The sequence below is a fragment of the Murimonas intestini genome (genome assembly GCF_024622195.1).
In the GTDB taxonomy this organism is placed as follows: domain Bacteria; phylum Bacillota; class Clostridia; order Lachnospirales; family Lachnospiraceae; genus Murimonas; species Murimonas intestini.
Map to the genome: position 1 here is coordinate 75319 of NZ_JANKBI010000005.1, position 15832 is coordinate 91150.

At 45.8% G+C, this 15832-nt stretch carries 18 protein-coding genes; all 18 read right to left on the reverse strand.

Translation table 11 applies throughout. The annotated features are described in order from the left end of the window. Position 1 precedes the first annotated feature (1 nt). The gene (locus NSB28_RS09790; protein WP_109625044.1) at positions 2–880 is read right to left on the reverse strand and encodes a DUF6017 domain-containing protein; all 879 of its coding nucleotides are present in this window, start codon (positions 878–880) and stop codon (positions 2–4) included. 60 nt (positions 881–940) lie between these two features. After that, on the reverse strand, positions 941–1444 hold the full coding sequence (locus NSB28_RS09795; protein ID WP_109625045.1) for a hypothetical protein: 504 nt from the start codon (positions 1442–1444) through the stop codon (positions 941–943). A gap of 1 nt (position 1445) precedes the next feature. After that, on the reverse strand, positions 1446–1715 hold the full coding sequence (locus NSB28_RS09800; RefSeq protein WP_109625046.1) for a DUF5720 family protein: 270 nt from the start codon (positions 1713–1715) through the stop codon (positions 1446–1448). A gap of 12 nt (positions 1716–1727) precedes the next feature. Then, a complete protein-coding gene (locus tag NSB28_RS09805) occupies positions 1728–2663 on the reverse strand; it encodes a ParB/RepB/Spo0J family partition protein (RefSeq protein ID WP_109625047.1) in 936 nt (311 codons plus the stop codon). After that, on the reverse strand, positions 2620–3441 hold the full coding sequence (locus NSB28_RS09810; RefSeq protein ID WP_087168780.1) for a ParA family protein: 822 nt from the start codon (positions 3439–3441) through the stop codon (positions 2620–2622). Before NSB28_RS09810 ends, NSB28_RS09805 begins: the two co-directional genes overlap by 44 nt. A 478-nt stretch (positions 3442–3919) precedes the next feature. After that, positions 3920–4312, reverse strand: a complete 393-nt coding sequence (gene rpsI, locus NSB28_RS09815; protein ID WP_109625048.1) for a 30S ribosomal protein S9 — start codon at positions 4310–4312, stop codon at positions 3920–3922. A 16-nt stretch (positions 4313–4328) separates the two neighbouring features. Beyond that, positions 4329–4757, reverse strand: a complete 429-nt coding sequence (rplM, locus tag NSB28_RS09820) for a 50S ribosomal protein L13 (protein WP_109625049.1) — start codon at positions 4755–4757, stop codon at positions 4329–4331. Between the two features lie 190 nt (positions 4758–4947). Beyond that, positions 4948–5673 (reverse strand): DUF3887 domain-containing protein, encoded by a 726-nt coding sequence (locus NSB28_RS24700; RefSeq protein WP_109625050.1) that lies wholly within the window; start codon positions 5671–5673, stop codon positions 4948–4950. Position 5674: 1 nt separating this feature from the next. Beyond that, the gene (locus NSB28_RS09835) at positions 5675–7009 is read right to left on the reverse strand and encodes a sensor histidine kinase (protein ID WP_109625051.1); all 1335 of its coding nucleotides are present in this window, start codon (positions 7007–7009) and stop codon (positions 5675–5677) included. A 10-nt stretch (positions 7010–7019) separates the two neighbouring features. Next, positions 7020–7718, reverse strand: coding sequence for a LytR/AlgR family response regulator transcription factor (locus tag NSB28_RS09840; protein ID WP_109625052.1), 699 nt, complete (start codon positions 7716–7718; stop codon positions 7020–7022). Positions 7719–7925: 207 nt separating this feature from the next. Beyond that, positions 7926–8663 (reverse strand): tRNA pseudouridine(38-40) synthase TruA, encoded by a 738-nt coding sequence (gene truA, locus NSB28_RS09845; RefSeq protein WP_109625053.1) that lies wholly within the window; start codon positions 8661–8663, stop codon positions 7926–7928. 32 nt (positions 8664–8695) lie between these two features. Next, positions 8696–9502, reverse strand: coding sequence for an energy-coupling factor transporter transmembrane component T family protein (locus tag NSB28_RS09850; RefSeq protein WP_109625054.1), 807 nt, complete (start codon positions 9500–9502; stop codon positions 8696–8698). A 6-nt stretch (positions 9503–9508) separates the two neighbouring features. After that, positions 9509–10357: an energy-coupling factor transporter ATPase gene (locus NSB28_RS09855; RefSeq protein ID WP_109625055.1), complete on the reverse strand. Its 849-nt coding sequence runs from the start codon at positions 10355–10357 to the stop codon at positions 9509–9511. Next, positions 10342–11193, reverse strand: a complete 852-nt coding sequence (locus NSB28_RS09860) for an energy-coupling factor transporter ATPase (RefSeq protein ID WP_109625056.1) — start codon at positions 11191–11193, stop codon at positions 10342–10344. The genes NSB28_RS09855 and NSB28_RS09860 overlap by 16 nt, the downstream gene beginning before the upstream one ends. Before the next feature lie 271 nt (positions 11194–11464). Then, positions 11465–12496: a LacI family DNA-binding transcriptional regulator gene (locus tag NSB28_RS09865; protein WP_109625057.1), complete on the reverse strand. Its 1032-nt coding sequence runs from the start codon at positions 12494–12496 to the stop codon at positions 11465–11467. Between the two features lie 128 nt (positions 12497–12624). Next, entirely contained in the window at positions 12625–14106 is a 1482-nt protein-coding gene (gene malQ / locus NSB28_RS09870) for a 4-alpha-glucanotransferase (RefSeq protein WP_109625058.1), read from the reverse strand. A 22-nt stretch (positions 14107–14128) separates the two neighbouring features. Then, positions 14129–14968, reverse strand: a complete 840-nt coding sequence (locus tag NSB28_RS09875; protein WP_109625059.1) for a carbohydrate ABC transporter permease — start codon at positions 14966–14968, stop codon at positions 14129–14131. Next, a complete protein-coding gene (locus NSB28_RS09880) occupies positions 14968–15807 on the reverse strand; it encodes a carbohydrate ABC transporter permease (RefSeq protein WP_109625060.1) in 840 nt (279 codons plus the stop codon). The genes NSB28_RS09875 and NSB28_RS09880 overlap by 1 nt, the downstream gene beginning before the upstream one ends. Positions 15808–15832 lie beyond the last annotated feature (25 nt).

Below are 15832 nucleotides of genomic sequence, written 5' to 3' on the forward strand. Positions count from 1 at the left end.
CTTACCAGCCGCCTGTGTGCATATCGTGGTTGACCAATGAAGTGTAATGATTGCTCATGGTGGTAGGCGCATTGAACAGCACCGCAAGCAGGTACTGCTTCATGTTGCGTACCTGGGTGGTGTTCTTTTGCAGGCAGTCCATGACAAACTCGATATGTGAGCTGCCCAGCTTCAAAAAGCGGGAACGCACGATCTCGTGGGGGAAGTCTGCCCCAGAGATCCGGGTGGTCTTTCTTCTGGCACAGACCGTTTCCACCATCAGCTCTACGATCTCATTCAGGTCATCCAAGTAGAGCGGATAACGCTGCTTCAGGCAGTCATACTCGATATTTTCCAAAATCAATTCCCGATAATTTTCTATCTCTGTGACAGACATCGCATCCCTTCCTTTCCGTTCCGGCGGTCTTGCCGCCGCTGTTTCCCGGAAGGGAATGGAATCGGTACTTGATCCATAAGTAATTGATTTTTCTGTATTTGATTTCTCTATATTTAATTCTGCGGGCTTTTCCATATCCGGTCTTACCATATCCGGGTTTTCCGTATCTGGTGAAACCACATCCGGCGGCAGCATATCCGGCTTCTTTGGCTGAGGCTGCTCATAAATGATGTACTCAGTATCAGTAATACGGCCATTTGCTCCGCGAAGCTGCCTGCGGACAATGTAGCCGGCTGTTTCCAGCTCTTTGAGCGCAGAGCCAATAGCGTCCACACCCTCCTTACAGATGGAAGCCAGCCCTCTGGTCGTGTAATTCCACTCCTCTGGAAGCGACAGGATCATGGAAAGCAGGCCCTTAGATTTTAAGGTCAGCCCTTTATCCTTCAGATGATAATTTGACATAACGGTGTAATCGCGTGTCCGTTGTACGCGGTAGACTGCCATTCACTTCACTCCTTCCTGTGGTCAGGGAATAACAAAAGCCGCTGTCAGTAAAGACGCGGCTCAAACTTCATAGAAAACTCCTGGTCTCCCATCAAAGGGATAGCGGCTGATGTCCTCAAAGGCGTCGGCAACCTCCTCCGCTGGATAGTCCTGCCAGTCCCGCTCCCTGACGATATGATGGATAGTGCGGTAACAGGTGGAAAACCTTTCATATGCTGAGCGGTATTTCGTATTCACGCAGGACACCTCCACAAACCGTCCGTCCTCCAAGAGCCATAGTTCCCGGATACATGAAGCCTCCACTTGTGTGGAATGACTTTGGATAGTTTTTTGGTAAATGCAAAATCCCCGCTGTGGAAGCAACTCCGGCCCATAGTAGTTCAGGGAACACTCATGATTTCCTGCGGTCTGGTAGGCAAGAACACTTTCCCCACGATAGCGGACAGACTGCACCACAAGTTCCATGTTCAATCTGGAAAGCGCCCTTTTCCGCTCCTTTTTGTCGGGGAAAAGATAAAGATACGCCGTCCTGATAGCATTGCAGATTTCTTTTTCTCTAAACATCTTATTTCCTCCGTTTTTTCTTTACATCCAGGACATGACCCTCAATTACACGGGCGCACCTTTTGATTTTGATCTCCCTGCGCTGCTGACTTTGCAGGGCGGCCTGATACCCGTCCTCTGTCAAAAACAGCCGCATTTCATCTCCGTGCCTTCCGTAAGTAGTGCCGGGACGCAGGATGGAAAACTCGATCATCCAGCGGGTGTTATCCCAAAATCTTTCTACGGCGAGAATGTTATGCCCTTTCAGCTCCCTGGCTGAAATATCCTTCATAGGCGGCTCCTTTCATCGTTCCTGGTCTCTCTGGCGTTTTTTCTGCCATTGTTCCAGCAGCTTGATAATGGTTTCCTGCATCCGGGCTGGCGTATAACTTTTGGGGAAATACTTCCGCAGAGTATCAGAAGTAAATGTCACACGATCCAGATCGCTTTTCTTTTCCTCACCCATAATAGCCCTCATCACATCAATAGAGAGATGCCCCTCCTGACTGAACTTCTTGAGCCGCTGGGCTTGGGAAAGGGAAGGTGTAGCCTGTTCACTGTCCATCGCGTCCAACAGGTCTACCTGTTCCTCCTTTTTGAGAAAGGACAGCTCATAGGCAGGGTTCAGGGCAATCTTCTTTTCATCCACCATATCCATCAATTCAGGAATCAGCTCTGTCAGACGGATATAGCGAAAAATCTGGTTTTTACTCTGACCTACTTGCTCTGCCAAAATCTCACTGGACTTCTTGCCCTCTAACTTGTTCCCAACTTGGGAACAAGTTAAATCAACTCGCTCCCCCTGATGTTTCATGGCATCCAGCTTCATCTTATAGGCAAAGGCCCTTTCGCTTGGAAGAAGGCTTTCTCGTTGCAAGTTGCTGTCAACCATAATAATTGTGGCGGCATCATCATCCAGATCACGGACAATGACCGGCATAGTCTCCTTTTCTGCCAGTTCACTGGCTCTGTGCCGCCTGTGTCCGGCTACCAGCTCATAACCGCCCTCCGGGTCCGGCCGGGCAATCGCCGGAACCAGAACACCATACTGCTTGATACTGTCAGCGGTCTCCATCATGGCTTCGTCATCCTTGACTTTGAATGGGTGATTCTTAAACGGATGCAGTTCAGACAATGGAATTTCCTGAATCTTTTCCAGCTTTGCATCCTGGCGACCTTCTTCGGTGGAGAACAGATCATCTACCGAGGCCAGCTCTATTTTTTTCGCGCTGCTTTTCAAGTTTCAACACCTCCTTCGTCAGATTTTTGTAGCCCTCTGCCACCTTGCCACCAGGATCATGGGCAAAAATGCTTTTTCCCTCGGCGCTGATTTCCTTAGCCCGGACAGAGTGGGGAATCTCTGTGCCGAACACCTTAATCTTGCTGCCGTAGGTCTCCCGCAGGAGTGCTGAGATCTCTTTTGCAAAGTTGGTCCGGCTGTCCACCATCGTCAGCAGGATACCGTCTATCTGGAGCTTGGGGTTGATCTGCCGCTTTACCTTGTTTACCGTGGAGAGCAGCTGTTCCAACCCTTTGGCGGGCAGATACTCCGCCTGAACGGGAATGATGATCCTGTTTGCAGCGGCCAGCGCATTGACTGTGAGCATTCCAAGGGAGGGCTGGCAGTCGATGAGGATATGGGAGTATTGCCCCTTCAGCGTGTCCAGATATTGCCGCAAGATAGTCTCACGGCTCATGGCATTTACCAGGGATACTTCCATACCGGATAACTGGATGTCCGCAGGCATCAGGTCTACGCCCTCTGAGTGGTGCAGGATACCCTCGCCGGGACGGAGCGGCTCATCCATCAGGATACGGCCCATTGCGTCTGACAGCGTAAAGGGCAACTTATCCGGCTGGGGATTGCCCAGGCTGATGGTTAGGCTCCCTTGCGGATCTCCGTCGATCAGCAGGACTTTCTTCCCGGCCTGTGCCAGCCCGATTCCCAAGTTGGCACAGGTTGTTGTCTTGCCAACGCCGCCTTTCTGGTTGGCGATGGCGATGATTTGCGTGTTCATTGACTTCACCTCATTTCTGATTATTGCTGTTGCTTCTGGAAATAGAAAAAGCCGCCACTTCAAAATAAAAAGTGAAGTGACGGCTCTTTCTATCGCCGGAATACGAGTTCCTGAAATGAAAAAAGCACCCAGTCATTTTATACTGAGTGCTACATCAAATTCATATTCAATTATTCAAATTAGGTCAAACTATGCCAAACTGCCACAGCCCAAAACAAGAGGAAGGCTGGCTGAAAAGTAGCCCCCAAAACACCTACAAAATCGGCTCTCGGTTAACCACTTTGGGCACCACTTGACCCTCTTTTTGCCCTCTTTTTGGCCGGTTAACCACTTGCGGACCACTAAAAATTGGGTGAAAACGGCTCTCGTTTTGCTAAATTTGGTCAAACTATATCAGCCCGTTTAGATATAGTAAAACCCCGGAAAACCTTGATTTTCCGGGGTTTTTGAACCATTTTGATACGGTTTGAACAGCAGATTATCTCTTGCTGAACTGAGGCGCGCGACGAGCTGCCTTGAGACCGTATTTCTTTCTTTCTTTCATTCTCGGGTCTCTTGTTAAGAAACCTGCTTTCTTCAGGATTGGTCTGTAATCGTTGTCTACCTGAAGCAGAGCTCTGGAAAGTCCGTGTCTGATGGCACCAGCCTGTCCTGTTGTTCCGCCGCCGTGTACGTTTACTAATACATCAAACTTATCAGTTGTCTCAGTAGCCGTTAATGGCTGGCGAACGATAACCTTTAATGTCTCAAGACCAAAATAGTCATCAATGTCTCTTTTATTTATAGTAATCTTACCTGTACCAGGTACTACATATACTCTTGCGATAGATTTTTTTCTTCTTCCTGTTCCGTAGAATTTTCCGTTAGCCAATGTTCTTTACCTCCTCTTAGAATGTTAATACTTCTGGCTTCTGAGCTGCATGATCATGCTCTGGTCCAGCGTATACATGAAGTTTTGTTATCATCTGTCTTCCTAATGGTCCCTTTGGAAGCATTCCCTTAACAGCCAGTTCGATAACTCTTTCAGGTTTCTTATCTAACATTTCCCTTAAGGTAGTTTCCTTCATTCCGCCTACATACTCAGAATGACGGTAATAAATCTTCTGGTCTAATTTCTTTCCGGTAACTTTGATATTTTCAGCATTAGTGATGATTACATAATCACCTGTATCGATGTGCGGTGTAAAGGTAGGTTTATTCTTACCTCTTAAGATCTTTGCTACTTCTGATGACAAACGACCTAATGTATATCCTGTAGCGTCTACTACATACCATTTTCTTTCAATTGTTGATGGACTAGCCATATAACTTTTCATTGGTTTACCTCCTTGGATAATTAATGGTAACATACTGTTACACTCTTGCTGCTTATAGTAAAACGCCATTACCGGGGCTTTGGTTCATGCGTTCACGTACTACGTCACATTGAGATATTATATTACACAAGTCCGTGTGTGTCAATAACTTTTTTTCATTTTTTTCCTTTATTTCCGGGCCTCTTCAGCCTCAGAGGAAGAACTGGATAAGCTTCATATCGTCTGTGAAACCAAGCCTGTACTGGATCTTTCCTTTCTCATACCTGGCCACGACAATTACTCCTGCATAGCTTGCCCCTGTCTCTTCGTCTGTCTGGCCCATGACAGCCCCCTTCTCGAACTTTTCAAACTCCCCCATCTTATCAGAATAACTTGTGATTTCTTCAAAAAGTTCTTCTGTAACATTATCCTTATACTGTTCTGAAAACATATCCCTGAATTTCTCATACTCACGCTGATTTACATATGTGACAGCCTGTTCTCCTGTCTTCTTCAGGGTATCCTCATCAAAACAGTCTGCAAGTCCCTTATCCACTTTGCAGCCTGCCACTGTCCCCAGGATAAGGACCATACATATTATTATCTGCTTCAAATATTTCGCAAATTCCTTATCCGCATCTAAATGTACTTCCCGGAAAAACATAATAAGCCAGACAGCACCTGCCGCCGCACCCATATATGCGGATACAAGAAGGGATAATACTGCCCCTGCCCCCATAATGGCCGCCCATATCAGGAACATGTTTCTCTGGTCGCGGCTCATCCTCTTCTTGTCATAGAGTTCCCTTTTTTCTTTTGGCATTGTATTAAAACCACTCACCAGCATAGCGCCTTTTTCTCCCATAACTGCAAATATGCCGGCCATTATTATAAAGAAGACCGCAAGCACTGCACAGAAGATAAATCCGATATTCATGTTAACCCCTCCCTGCCTCACTCTGCATCCTCTGATGCACGTCGTTTATAGGAATCGTTATATTGACCTGGAACTCTCCCCCATTTTGCTCAGTCTGCAGAGTCCCGTGATATTTTTCCAGTGTCTGCCTGACATTTACAAGTCCCAGACCCATATGGCCTTCCCGGTTTCTTTTCTGGCTGCATTCTATTTCATGGGGCTGGACTGCTGAATTCTGGATACTGACTACTATGAATTCATTGAATGTATCCATTTTGATCGTTATATCTGAATTTTTAACCTGTCTGGAAGCATACAGTGCATTATCCAGCAGATTTGCAAATATCGTAGTAATATCCAGATCTGACATGAAACTAAGATCTGCCTCCCCCATCATGGCCTTTGTCCTGACTCCGTCCCTCTCAGCCTGGGTGAACTTATCATTTAAGATGATATTTAACATTTTATTGTCTGAATAGTACTTCTCACCATAAGAATTTAAGAGATGGTACATTCCTTTTACGTATTTGCTGCCCCTTTCTGTCTCCCCTGACCCGTAGAGCTCCTCAACTGCCTGCAGATGGTTTTTCATATCGTGTATCATTTTTCTGGATTCCTGGTACTTTTTCTCCAGCTCCTCATAATACCGGAACTGAATCTCATTCTTCTCTCTGTATACCTTCAGATCCCTTTCCAGATTTCTGGCCTTGAAAACATAACCAAATAAATATATAAAATAAAGATTGACAATAATGAGCAGGATAGCATTCAGCACATACAGCCCGAATCCTTTCATCTGGAAATAAAGGACAGAGGACTCCCACATGGAAAGAAGAAAAATAATACTGAAGACAGGCAGGATCAGAATGCTGAACAGAAGCAGCTTAGGAAGGGATGCAAACTTTACTCTGTTCACCGCATATACAAAAAGCCGGGTGAGAAGTACGACTGTAACGATCTTGATCACAAGACTGACATCTGCAAAAAAGAGCACGCTTCCCAGCCCATTTTCCAATATTACCACCTCTGCCGCCATAATAACTGCTGTCTGGCACAGAAATACACCAATAATAAAAACAATATCATAAGCAACTCCCACCAGGCTTCTCTGAAAGAAAAAATATCCCAGCACAGAGATCAGTACTATACCTGTGACTGCGGAAATCCTGTCATCCCTGAAAAAAAGACTGCCTGCAGTGACAGCTATTATAAAAACCGCAAAACCTGCCACATAATATTTCTTTGGCAGATATACCCGCCTCTCCACATTGCTCATAAAATAATAGGCGCTGTAAACTAATGCAATCGGTTCGAAAACCAACCCTAAAATAAGATTTAAAATCTCCAGAATCCCCATACCCTATCCCCTATATCTGCCGAGCCAGAAAACTGCTGAGCTTTTCTCTGAATTCCACGGACTTTTTCTGTGAGAGAGGCACCACACTCCCATCCATCATGGTAATGTCATACCCCTTAAGGCTTTTTACCTGGTACAGATTTACCACAAAACTTTTGTGCGGCATACAAAAACCGTACTTTTCCATTTTTTCCGCCATCATAGTAATGCTGCCCTTCAGCCGGTAAATGCCTGCATCCGTCTTTATCTGTATTTTTCTGTCCAGATATTCAAAATAATAGATTTCTTTAATATCCAGGTCTTTGATACCCGACTCTGTCTCAAAGCGCACAGTCTGCACAGGCGCTTCCTGTTCTGTGTATGACACAGCCTCCCTCAGCTGCCTGTGTATCTGTTCCTGTTTTACAGGCTTTAAGAGATATCCGAATGCATGGACAGAAAAAGCTGAGCTGGCAAAATCATTGTAGCCTGTGACATAAATGATTTTCACCTTTTTATCAGACCTCCTGATCCGCCTTGCCGTCTCGATCCCATTGATCCCCTGCATATCTATATCCAGAAATATAATGTCATAATGCCTTCCCGACATCAGCAGCCCCTCTCCGCTGTGATATACATCCACAGAGGAGGGCACCTCAAATGCCTCCACGTATCTTTTTATCTGCTCAAGTATAATTTTTTCATCATCACAAACTGCGATCTTTAACATATCATTCTCCATCTTTCCGCCATTTTGTGCAACTTGTTTTGACACCCTAAGTATACGTTCTGCTTTATCTTCTTTCAAGCATATTTGTATAAAATACAGTTTTATATGTTCAGGAGAAGGGGGTATTCCTCATCCCCCCAAAAAAGAAACCGCCTGCATCAGCTGCAGACGGCCATTCCTGCCTTTATAACGTTTCCCACAAATATTTTATACATACTCGATCTTTACAAGCGTCAGTCCTTCCGGCCTCGCTGTCTCAGCTGCCCTTCTCCTGTCTCTTGCTTCTAATATCTCACTTATGTCCCCAGGCTCTATGCTGCCTCCGCCTACCCTGATAAGGGTGCCCGCGATGATCCTGACCATATTATAAAGAAAGCCGTTTCCGCGTATTCGTATGCAGATCATATCTCCCTCTTTCTCAATATCCAGGGAATACACTGTCCTGACCGTATTCTCCACCTCCGGCTTATGGGTACAGAAGCTCTTAAAGTCATGCTCCCCAACAAGATATGCCGCGGCTTCCCTCATCCTCTCCACATCCAGGGGATAATAATAGAAATAAGAATACAGGCGCCTGGTAGGATCAGGAAAACGTCTGTTAAGGATCCTGTACTCATAAGTCTTTACTGTATCCGCGAACCGGGGATGGAACTCCTCCGGTACTTCACAGGAATCCTGTATCCTTATATCCTCAGGAAGTCTTGTATTAAGCGCAAAGGAAATCTTGTCTGCCGGCATCCTGGCCTTCGTACAAAAAACCGCCACATTTCCCAGTGCATGTACGCCTGAATCAGTCCTGCTGGCTCCGACCACCTTTATCTCTTCCTTCAGAAGCTCACTTAAATGCCTGTTCAATACTTCCTCTATAGTTATTCCATTAGGCTGGTACTGCCAGCCGCAGTAATTCGTGCCGTCATAAGCTACGATAAGCTTGATCTTCCTCAAACTGCTCTCCTCACAATCGCTAAATCTCCCCATCAGACTGGTGACAACCGCCCTATGGCAATAGAGACCACCAGATAGGCCAGCAGGATCAGGTATGCTATCCTGTCCCTGTTCTGATAGATGAGGGGCTTCATTTTCGTCCTTCCTTCCCCTCCATGATACCCTCTGGCCTCCATGGCCATGGCCAGATCATTGGCACGGCGGAAAGCCGAGATAAACAACGGTACAAGAAGCGGCACAAGGCTCTTTGCCTTCTTGATCAGATTGCCGCTCTCAAAATCAGCGCCCCTGGCTATCTGGGCCTTCATGATCTTATCTGTTTCTTCCAATAATATGGGGATAAATCTCAGTGCGATCGACATCATCATAGCCACCTCGTGCACTGGCACACGCAGCTTACCCAGAGGACGGAGGCCTTTTTCCATGCCGTCTGTCAGGTTATTGGGCGTGGTAGTCAGCGTCATGACAGAGGACCCCACGATCAAAAATATCAGCCTGATCGTCATAAATGCAGCCTGACGAAGTCCTTCATAAGTGATAGTCAGCTTCCACAGCGTTACAAGAGGCCTGCCCGGTGTGAGAAACAGATTGAATACTGCCGTGATCAAAAGCAGGATGATAATAGCTTTCAGGCCTTTCAGCATAAACTTCAGGGGCACTTTGGACAATTTAATCACTATCCCCAGAAACAGGGCTGCTACTGCATATCCCGCAAAGGATTTAAAGAAAAAAAGTGATATGATAAACGCCAGCGTCCCCACAAGCTTTACCCTTGAGTCAAGCTTGTGGATTATAGAATTGACAGGATAATACTGTCCTAAAGTGATATCTCTTAACATGGGTCTCTACTTTCTGAGGGCTATGAGGATCGCATCCCTGGCTTCTTCCACCGTGGTGGCATCTGTTTTTATATCCCAGCCCTTCTCCTTTAAACTGTTCACTACATAAGTTACCTGCGGGGCAGCCAGTCCGATTTCTTCCAGCTCCCTGTAGTGTTTAAACACTTCCCTGGGCGCTCCGTCATACATGGCCTTTCCCCTGTTCATTACAATGATCCTCTGCACATATTTAGCCACATCTTCCATACTGTGTGAGACAAGGATCACCGTGATCTTTCTCTCTTTATGCAGCATGGCTATCTGGTCCAGTATCTCATCCCTCCCTTTGGGGTCAAGACCAGCTGTGGGTTCATCCAGAATGAGTACTTCGGGTTTCATGGCAAGAATCCCTGCTATGGCCACTCTGCGCTTCTGCCCGCCTGAAAGCTCAAACGGCGACTGTCTGTAGAATTCCTCACCAAGCCCAACCTGCTCCAGAGCTTCCCTGGCCCTCTCTTCTGTCTCTTCCTGTGACAGCCCCAGATTCTTCGGCCCAAAGCATACATCTGTAAAAACATCGATTTCAAAAAGCTGGTGCTCAGGATACTGAAATACCAGCCCTACCTTGCTGCGCAGTTCCTTCATATTATAATTATCCTGATAGATACTCTGGCCATTATAATAAATCTGGCCGGAGGTTGCCTTTATCAATCCGTTGAGATGCTGGATCAGAGTTGATTTGCCTGAGCCCGTATGTCCTATGATCCCAATAAACTGCCCGTCCGGAAGTTCCAGGCTGATATCATCAAGAGCTTTCTTTTCAAAAGCCGTACCTTCTCCATATACATAAGAAAGATGTTCTATTTTAATTGACATAATTCATCCACCAATTCCTTAACACTTAAGATGCACTCAGGCAGGGCGACACCTGCATTTCTCAGTTCATGGGCCAGCAGAGTGGCCTGAGGCACATCAAGCCTGTATTTTTTCAGCGTATCCACCTGGGAAAAGATTTCCCTTGGCGTTCCCTGCATGACGATTTTTCCCTCATCCATAACAATGATCTTATCCGCATAAATAACTTCTTCCATATAATGGGTGATCAAAATGACCGTGACTTCCTCCACGTCATTGAGAGCCCTGACTGTCCTGATCACTTCTTTCCGCCCGTTTGGGTCAAGCATGGCTGTGGGCTCATCCAGCACGATACATTTCGGATGCATGGCTACCACTCCTGCAATAGCCACCCTCTGCTTCTGGCCTCCCGAGAGCTTATTGGGGGAATTTGTCCTGTATTCCCACATTCCGACTGCCTTTAAGCTCTCTTCCACTCTCTCCCATATTTCTTTTGACGGTATCCCCATATTTTCAGGGCCAAATCCCACGTCCTCCTCCACAACACTTCCAATGATCTGGTTGTCCGGATTCTGGAATACCATGCCTGCTTCCTGGCGGATATCCCAGAGACTGCTTTCATCTCTTGTATCCTTCCCGTCTACATAGAGCGCTCCTTCTGTCGGCAGAAGAATAGCATTGATATGCTTGGCAAGTGTAGACTTTCCCGAACCGTTATGCCCAAGGATCGCAATAAAATCACCCTTCTTTACATCCAGGTCCACATTGTCCACCGCTCTGTTTACAGATTCAATATTCCCATCTTCTGTAAATTTTGTATATTCAAAACTCAGCTTTTCAGCTCTTATGATTCCCATAAACGCCACCTGTTCTTCTTGGCATCCCGCATGCCTGTTAAATTAATTCTCTCGCTCATTCTGTGCAGTAAATGCACAGACCTGCTGAATAGTTATCATTTTAATTCATTTACTTTGTCTTGTCAACGCAGTAAGTCAAATAACACAAAGCATACAGCCTTATTCTCTGCCGTTTTGCTGCCATATAAAAGACAAAGACGTGCCCAGCCGGCAGCTGATACACGTCTTTGTCTTTTATATGGCAGCCGTCTTAAGTACGCCCCGGCTGCAATTAATTCAATTTTCTCACTGACTCTCCCTGGATCAGCTCTCCCTCAAATATCCGGTGGTTCTCTGCCGGCTTCTTCTTGATAAGATCAAACAGGATCTTAATGGTTGCTTCTGCCATCTCCTTTACAGGCTGACGTATAGTCGTCAGGGAAGGATTGTAATAAGTACCCAGGTCCAGGCCGTCAAATCCTGCCACTGAATAATCCTGAGGAACCTTTTTTCCTGCATCTACTATTGCTCTGCAGGCTCCAATCGCCACACTGTCAGAAATAGCATAGATAACTGTAAATTCTTTGCCGGATTCCAGCAGTTCCTTCGTCACGGCATAACCATTTTCCATACTATAGCCGTCCAGTTCTTCCTTCATTGGACAGACGATTGATTCATCCAGCTCTATCCCATTATCATGAAGCGCCATCTTGTAGCCCTCCAGACGCAGCTTGCCGATACTCTCATCATCATTGTCCGCACAGATTATGGCTATCCGCTTATGACCGCTTTTAATCAGATAATCCGTCATCTTGTAGCTTTCTTTCACATCATCCACGGACACGGAGGCATACTCATCTTTATCAGCAGTGCCCACCAGCCCTATGGTGCTTAGTACAAAGGGAACAGGTATCTGCTTTAGCTTTTCCTCAGAATGCGAAAAGAAACCTCCCAGGAAGACAATTCCATTCAGTCTCTTTTCCTTTTCCAGTTCGATCGCCACATCCACCTCATCCTGCTTATTATCCACATGCTGAAGTACAAAAGAATACTTTTTCTTCTGTATCTCCTCCTCAAATACTTTGATCATCCTGGAAAAAAAAGGATTCGTGATACCTTTGATCAAAACTGCGATCGTCCTCGCGTCAGTACGTTTCAGGTTCCTGGCGCTGTTATTGGGCACATAATTGTAATCCCTGATCACCTGCATGATTTTTTCTTTTGTTTCCTGATTAATATCCGGATGATTATTCATTGCCCTGGAAACTGTGCTTACCCCCACCCCGCAAAGTCTGGCCACATCTTTGATTGTGATACTTTCCATCGCCTTACCTCTTTTCAGATCTGCTCAAAACTCTTTGCAGAACGCGAATCTGTTAATATTCTATCAATTAAAGGCGAAAAAAGCAAGGTATGATTATATGAGGCATAATTTTACATAATATTTCCGCCTCAAAGCCTTCCATATATTTTCGTCAGCTTCCTGATCTTTCCCGCCAGTTCATCCGTGAACTCTCCATCTCTGAGTCTCCAGGCCCAGTTCCCCCCAAGAATGGAAGGCCTGTTTATCCTGGCCTCCGCTCCCAGTCCCAGATAGTCCTGTATGGGAATAACTGCCAGATCCGCCACGCTTTCAAGTGCCAGTCTTATAAATTCCCAGTTATATTCTTCTCTGTCCCTGCCATACAGGTTCAGATAGTCCATGGCCAGCTCCCTGTCCTCCCCGGACAGCTCGCCAAACCATGCAGAGAGTGTCTGGTTATCATGGGTGCCCGTATAAACCACACAGTTTTTATCATAGTTGTGGGGGAGATAATCACTTTCCTCCCTTGAATCAAAGGCAAACTCCAGGACCTTCATACCAGGATAGCCCGAATCCTTCACAAGCTTTATGACGCTTGGCGTCAGATATCCCAGGTCTTCGGCTATGATAGGCATGTCACCAAGCTCCCTTTTCAGCACCTCAAACAGCTCTATCCCCGGCCCCTTCTTCCAGCAGCCGAACTCTGCAGTGGCATCACCATACGGTATAGAATAGTATTCATCAAAACCTCTGAAATGGTCCACCCTGACAGTATCATACAGCTTAAAGCTGTGGCGCATCCTTCTTATCCACCATGCATATCCCGTTCTTCTGTGATATTCCCAGTCATAGAGCGGGTTTCCCCACAGCTGCCCCGTAGCTGAGAATCCATCAGGCGGGCAGCCCGCCACAGCTGTCGGATGCAGGCTGCTGTCAAACTGGAACATTTCCGGAGCCGCCCACGTGTCCGCACTGTCGAATGCTACATAGATTGGAATATCCCCAATGATACTGATCCCATTTTCATTTGCATATGCCTTCAGCTTCAGCCACTGGTTTCTGAACAGGAACTGCATAAATGCGTAGAATCTTATCTCAGAGGAACACATCTCCCTGTACCTGTTCATGGCCTCAGGCTCTCTTCCTCTGATATCCTCGTCCCACTCGCTCCAGCTTACTCCCCTGAACCTGCGTTTCACAGCCATGTACAGGCAGTAATCATCCAGCCACTCTTTATTCTCATTCATAAATGTCTGGAAATCCTGGTTATTCTCTGACCTGCTCCTGAAAAAAGCTTCCTGCAGCAGCTTAAATCTTTCATTATATATCTTCTCATAGTCAACTCGTCCCGGATCATCCCCGAAATCACAAGCCTCACATTCTTCCTTTGTAAGCAGTCCTTCTTCTACCAATGCGTCCAGATCAATAAAATAAGGATTTCCTGCAAATGCCGAAAATGACTGATACGGAGAATCTCCATAGCTGGTTGGTCCCAGCGGGAGAATCTGCCAGTATTTCTGGCCTGCTGCCTTTAATTTATCTACAAACTCATAAGCACTTTTAGAAAAAGCGCCAATCCCGTATTTTGATGGAAGACTTGCAACCGGCAATAATATACCACTCGCTCTCATAAGCGCACCTCCCCGATTTTTCTCATCCCTTGACAGCGCCTGCCACAACGCCCTCAATAATATATTTCTGGCAGAACAGATAAAATACGATTATAGGTATAATTGCCAGAACAAGCACACCCATCATAGCTCCCATATCGATAGAGCCGTAACCGCCCTTCAGATATTGGACTGCGATCGGGATATTCATAAATTTTTTGATATCCAGCACAAGATATGGCAGCAGATAGTCATTCCAGATCCACATGGCCTGCAGGATGGCAACCGTCACACATGTAGGCTTCATGATCGGGAATACTACCCGAAAATACGTCTGAAGCGGATTGCAGCCGTCCATCATGGCCGCCTCCTCGATCTCCAGCGGGATCGACTTGACAAAACCGCAGAACATAAATACCGACAGTCCAGCGCCAAACCCGAGGTAGATGATGATCAGCCCCCAAGGTGTATTCAGATGAAGCATATTGGCTATCTTAGAGAGGGTGAACATAACCATCTGAAACGGTACGATCATTGCAAAAAGGCAAAGATAATAAATCGTTGAGCTCATAGCACCTTTAACCCTTGTAATATACCAAGCAGTCATGGACGTACACAGGATAATGACAAGTACTGAAAATACTGTAATGAATACATTCCATCCAAAGGCTTCCCAGAATTTTGTACGCTCTATACCTCTTGTATAATTCTCTATGCCCACAAACATCTTGCCTGTAGGAATAGAAAATGGATTCTTGCTGATATATGCTTTTTTCTTAAAGGAGTTTATAAGGACCAGCACGATTGGAAATACATATGCCAGTGAAATGACTGAAAATATTACAGTTAACAGCGTTCCATGTTTTGTTTTCCTTGCATTCATTATTGCTGAACCTCCTTCCTTCTCGTAAGGTAATTCTGGACGATCGCGATAACCGCCACCAGTATAAAGAAGATAACTGCTTTGGCCTGGCCTACGCCTTCATAACCCGGTCTGCTGTAAAATGTATTAAATATATTCAGCGCCAGCATCTCTGACATATTGGAGGGATCTCCGTTTGTCAGCGCCAGGTTCTGGTCAAAGAGCTTGAATGAATTCGTAAGTGTCAGAAATGTACAGATCGTGATTGAAGGCATGACCATTGGGATGGTCACATTCTTAAGTATCTGCCGCGGTGTGGCGCCGTCGATCTTTGCGGCTTCTATCAGGTCTCCCGGTATATTCTGGATACCAGCTATATAGATGATCATCATATAACCTATCTGCTGCCAGCACATCAGGATAACAAGCCCCCAGAATCCAAAGGTTGAAGAATACGTAAGTGTCCTTCCCACATTCTGGAGCACTCCGTTTAAAAGCAGCTGCCAGATATAACCCAGTATAATGCCGCCGATCAGGTTCGGCATAAAAAATACTGTACGGAATATATTAGTCCCCTTTATTTTCTTAGTCAAAAGCATTGCCACGGTAAATGCCAGCACATTGATAAAGAGTACAGATACAATTGTAAATGCCGCCGTATACCAAAGTGCATGAATGAAGATGGGATCAAATGACTTCTGATAATTAGAAAAACCGATGAATTTAGCGTCTGTCACAGTGGTGAACTTGCAGAAGGACAGGTAGATACCCATCACAAAAGGTGCCAGGAATCCAATGACAAATGCTATTAAAGTGGGCAATACAAAAATGGGAAAATATTTTTTCATCGCCTTTTGCATAAACTCTTTCCTCACTTTCTAAAAA

Bases quoted from the DNA above. Each gene is read 5' to 3' on its own strand.
- NSB28_RS24700 (WP_109625050.1), bottom strand. From the start codon at position 5,673: ATGAATATCGGATTTATCTTCTGTGCAGTGCTTGCGGTCTTCTTTATA.
- NSB28_RS09835 (WP_109625051.1), bottom strand. From the start codon at position 7,009: ATGGGGATTCTGGAGATTTTAAATCTTATTTTAGGGTTGGTTTTCGAA.
- NSB28_RS09855 (WP_109625055.1), bottom strand. From the start codon at position 10,357: ATGTCAATTAAAATAGAACATCTTTCTTATGTATATGGAGAAGGTACG.
- NSB28_RS09880 (WP_109625060.1), bottom strand. From the start codon at position 15,807: ATGCAAAAGGCGATGAAAAAATATTTTCCCATTTTTGTATTGCCCACT.
- NSB28_RS09875 (WP_109625059.1), bottom strand. From the start codon at position 14,968: ATGAATGCAAGGAAAACAAAACATGGAACGCTGTTAACTGTAATATTT.
- malQ (WP_109625058.1), bottom strand. From the start codon at position 14,106: ATGAGAGCGAGTGGTATATTATTGCCGGTTGCAAGTCTTCCATCAAAA.
- NSB28_RS09810 (WP_087168780.1), bottom strand. From the start codon at position 3,441: ATGAACACGCAAATCATCGCCATCGCCAACCAGAAAGGCGGCGTTGGC.
- NSB28_RS09840 (WP_109625052.1), bottom strand. From the start codon at position 7,718: ATGTTAAAGATCGCAGTTTGTGATGATGAAAAAATTATACTTGAGCAG.
- NSB28_RS09850 (WP_109625054.1), bottom strand. From the start codon at position 9,502: ATGTTAAGAGATATCACTTTAGGACAGTATTATCCTGTCAATTCTATA.
- NSB28_RS09800 (WP_109625046.1), bottom strand. From the start codon at position 1,715: ATGAAGGATATTTCAGCCAGGGAGCTGAAAGGGCATAACATTCTCGCC.
- NSB28_RS09865 (WP_109625057.1), bottom strand. From the start codon at position 12,496: ATGGAAAGTATCACAATCAAAGATGTGGCCAGACTTTGCGGGGTGGGG.
- NSB28_RS09790 (WP_109625044.1), bottom strand. From the start codon at position 880: ATGGCAGTCTACCGCGTACAACGGACACGCGATTACACCGTTATGTCA.
- NSB28_RS09860 (WP_109625056.1), bottom strand. From the start codon at position 11,193: ATGGGAATCATAAGAGCTGAAAAGCTGAGTTTTGAATATACAAAATTT.
- NSB28_RS09795 (WP_109625045.1), bottom strand. From the start codon at position 1,444: ATGTTTAGAGAAAAAGAAATCTGCAATGCTATCAGGACGGCGTATCTT.
- rplM (WP_109625049.1), bottom strand. From the start codon at position 4,757: ATGAAAAGTTATATGGCTAGTCCATCAACAATTGAAAGAAAATGGTAT.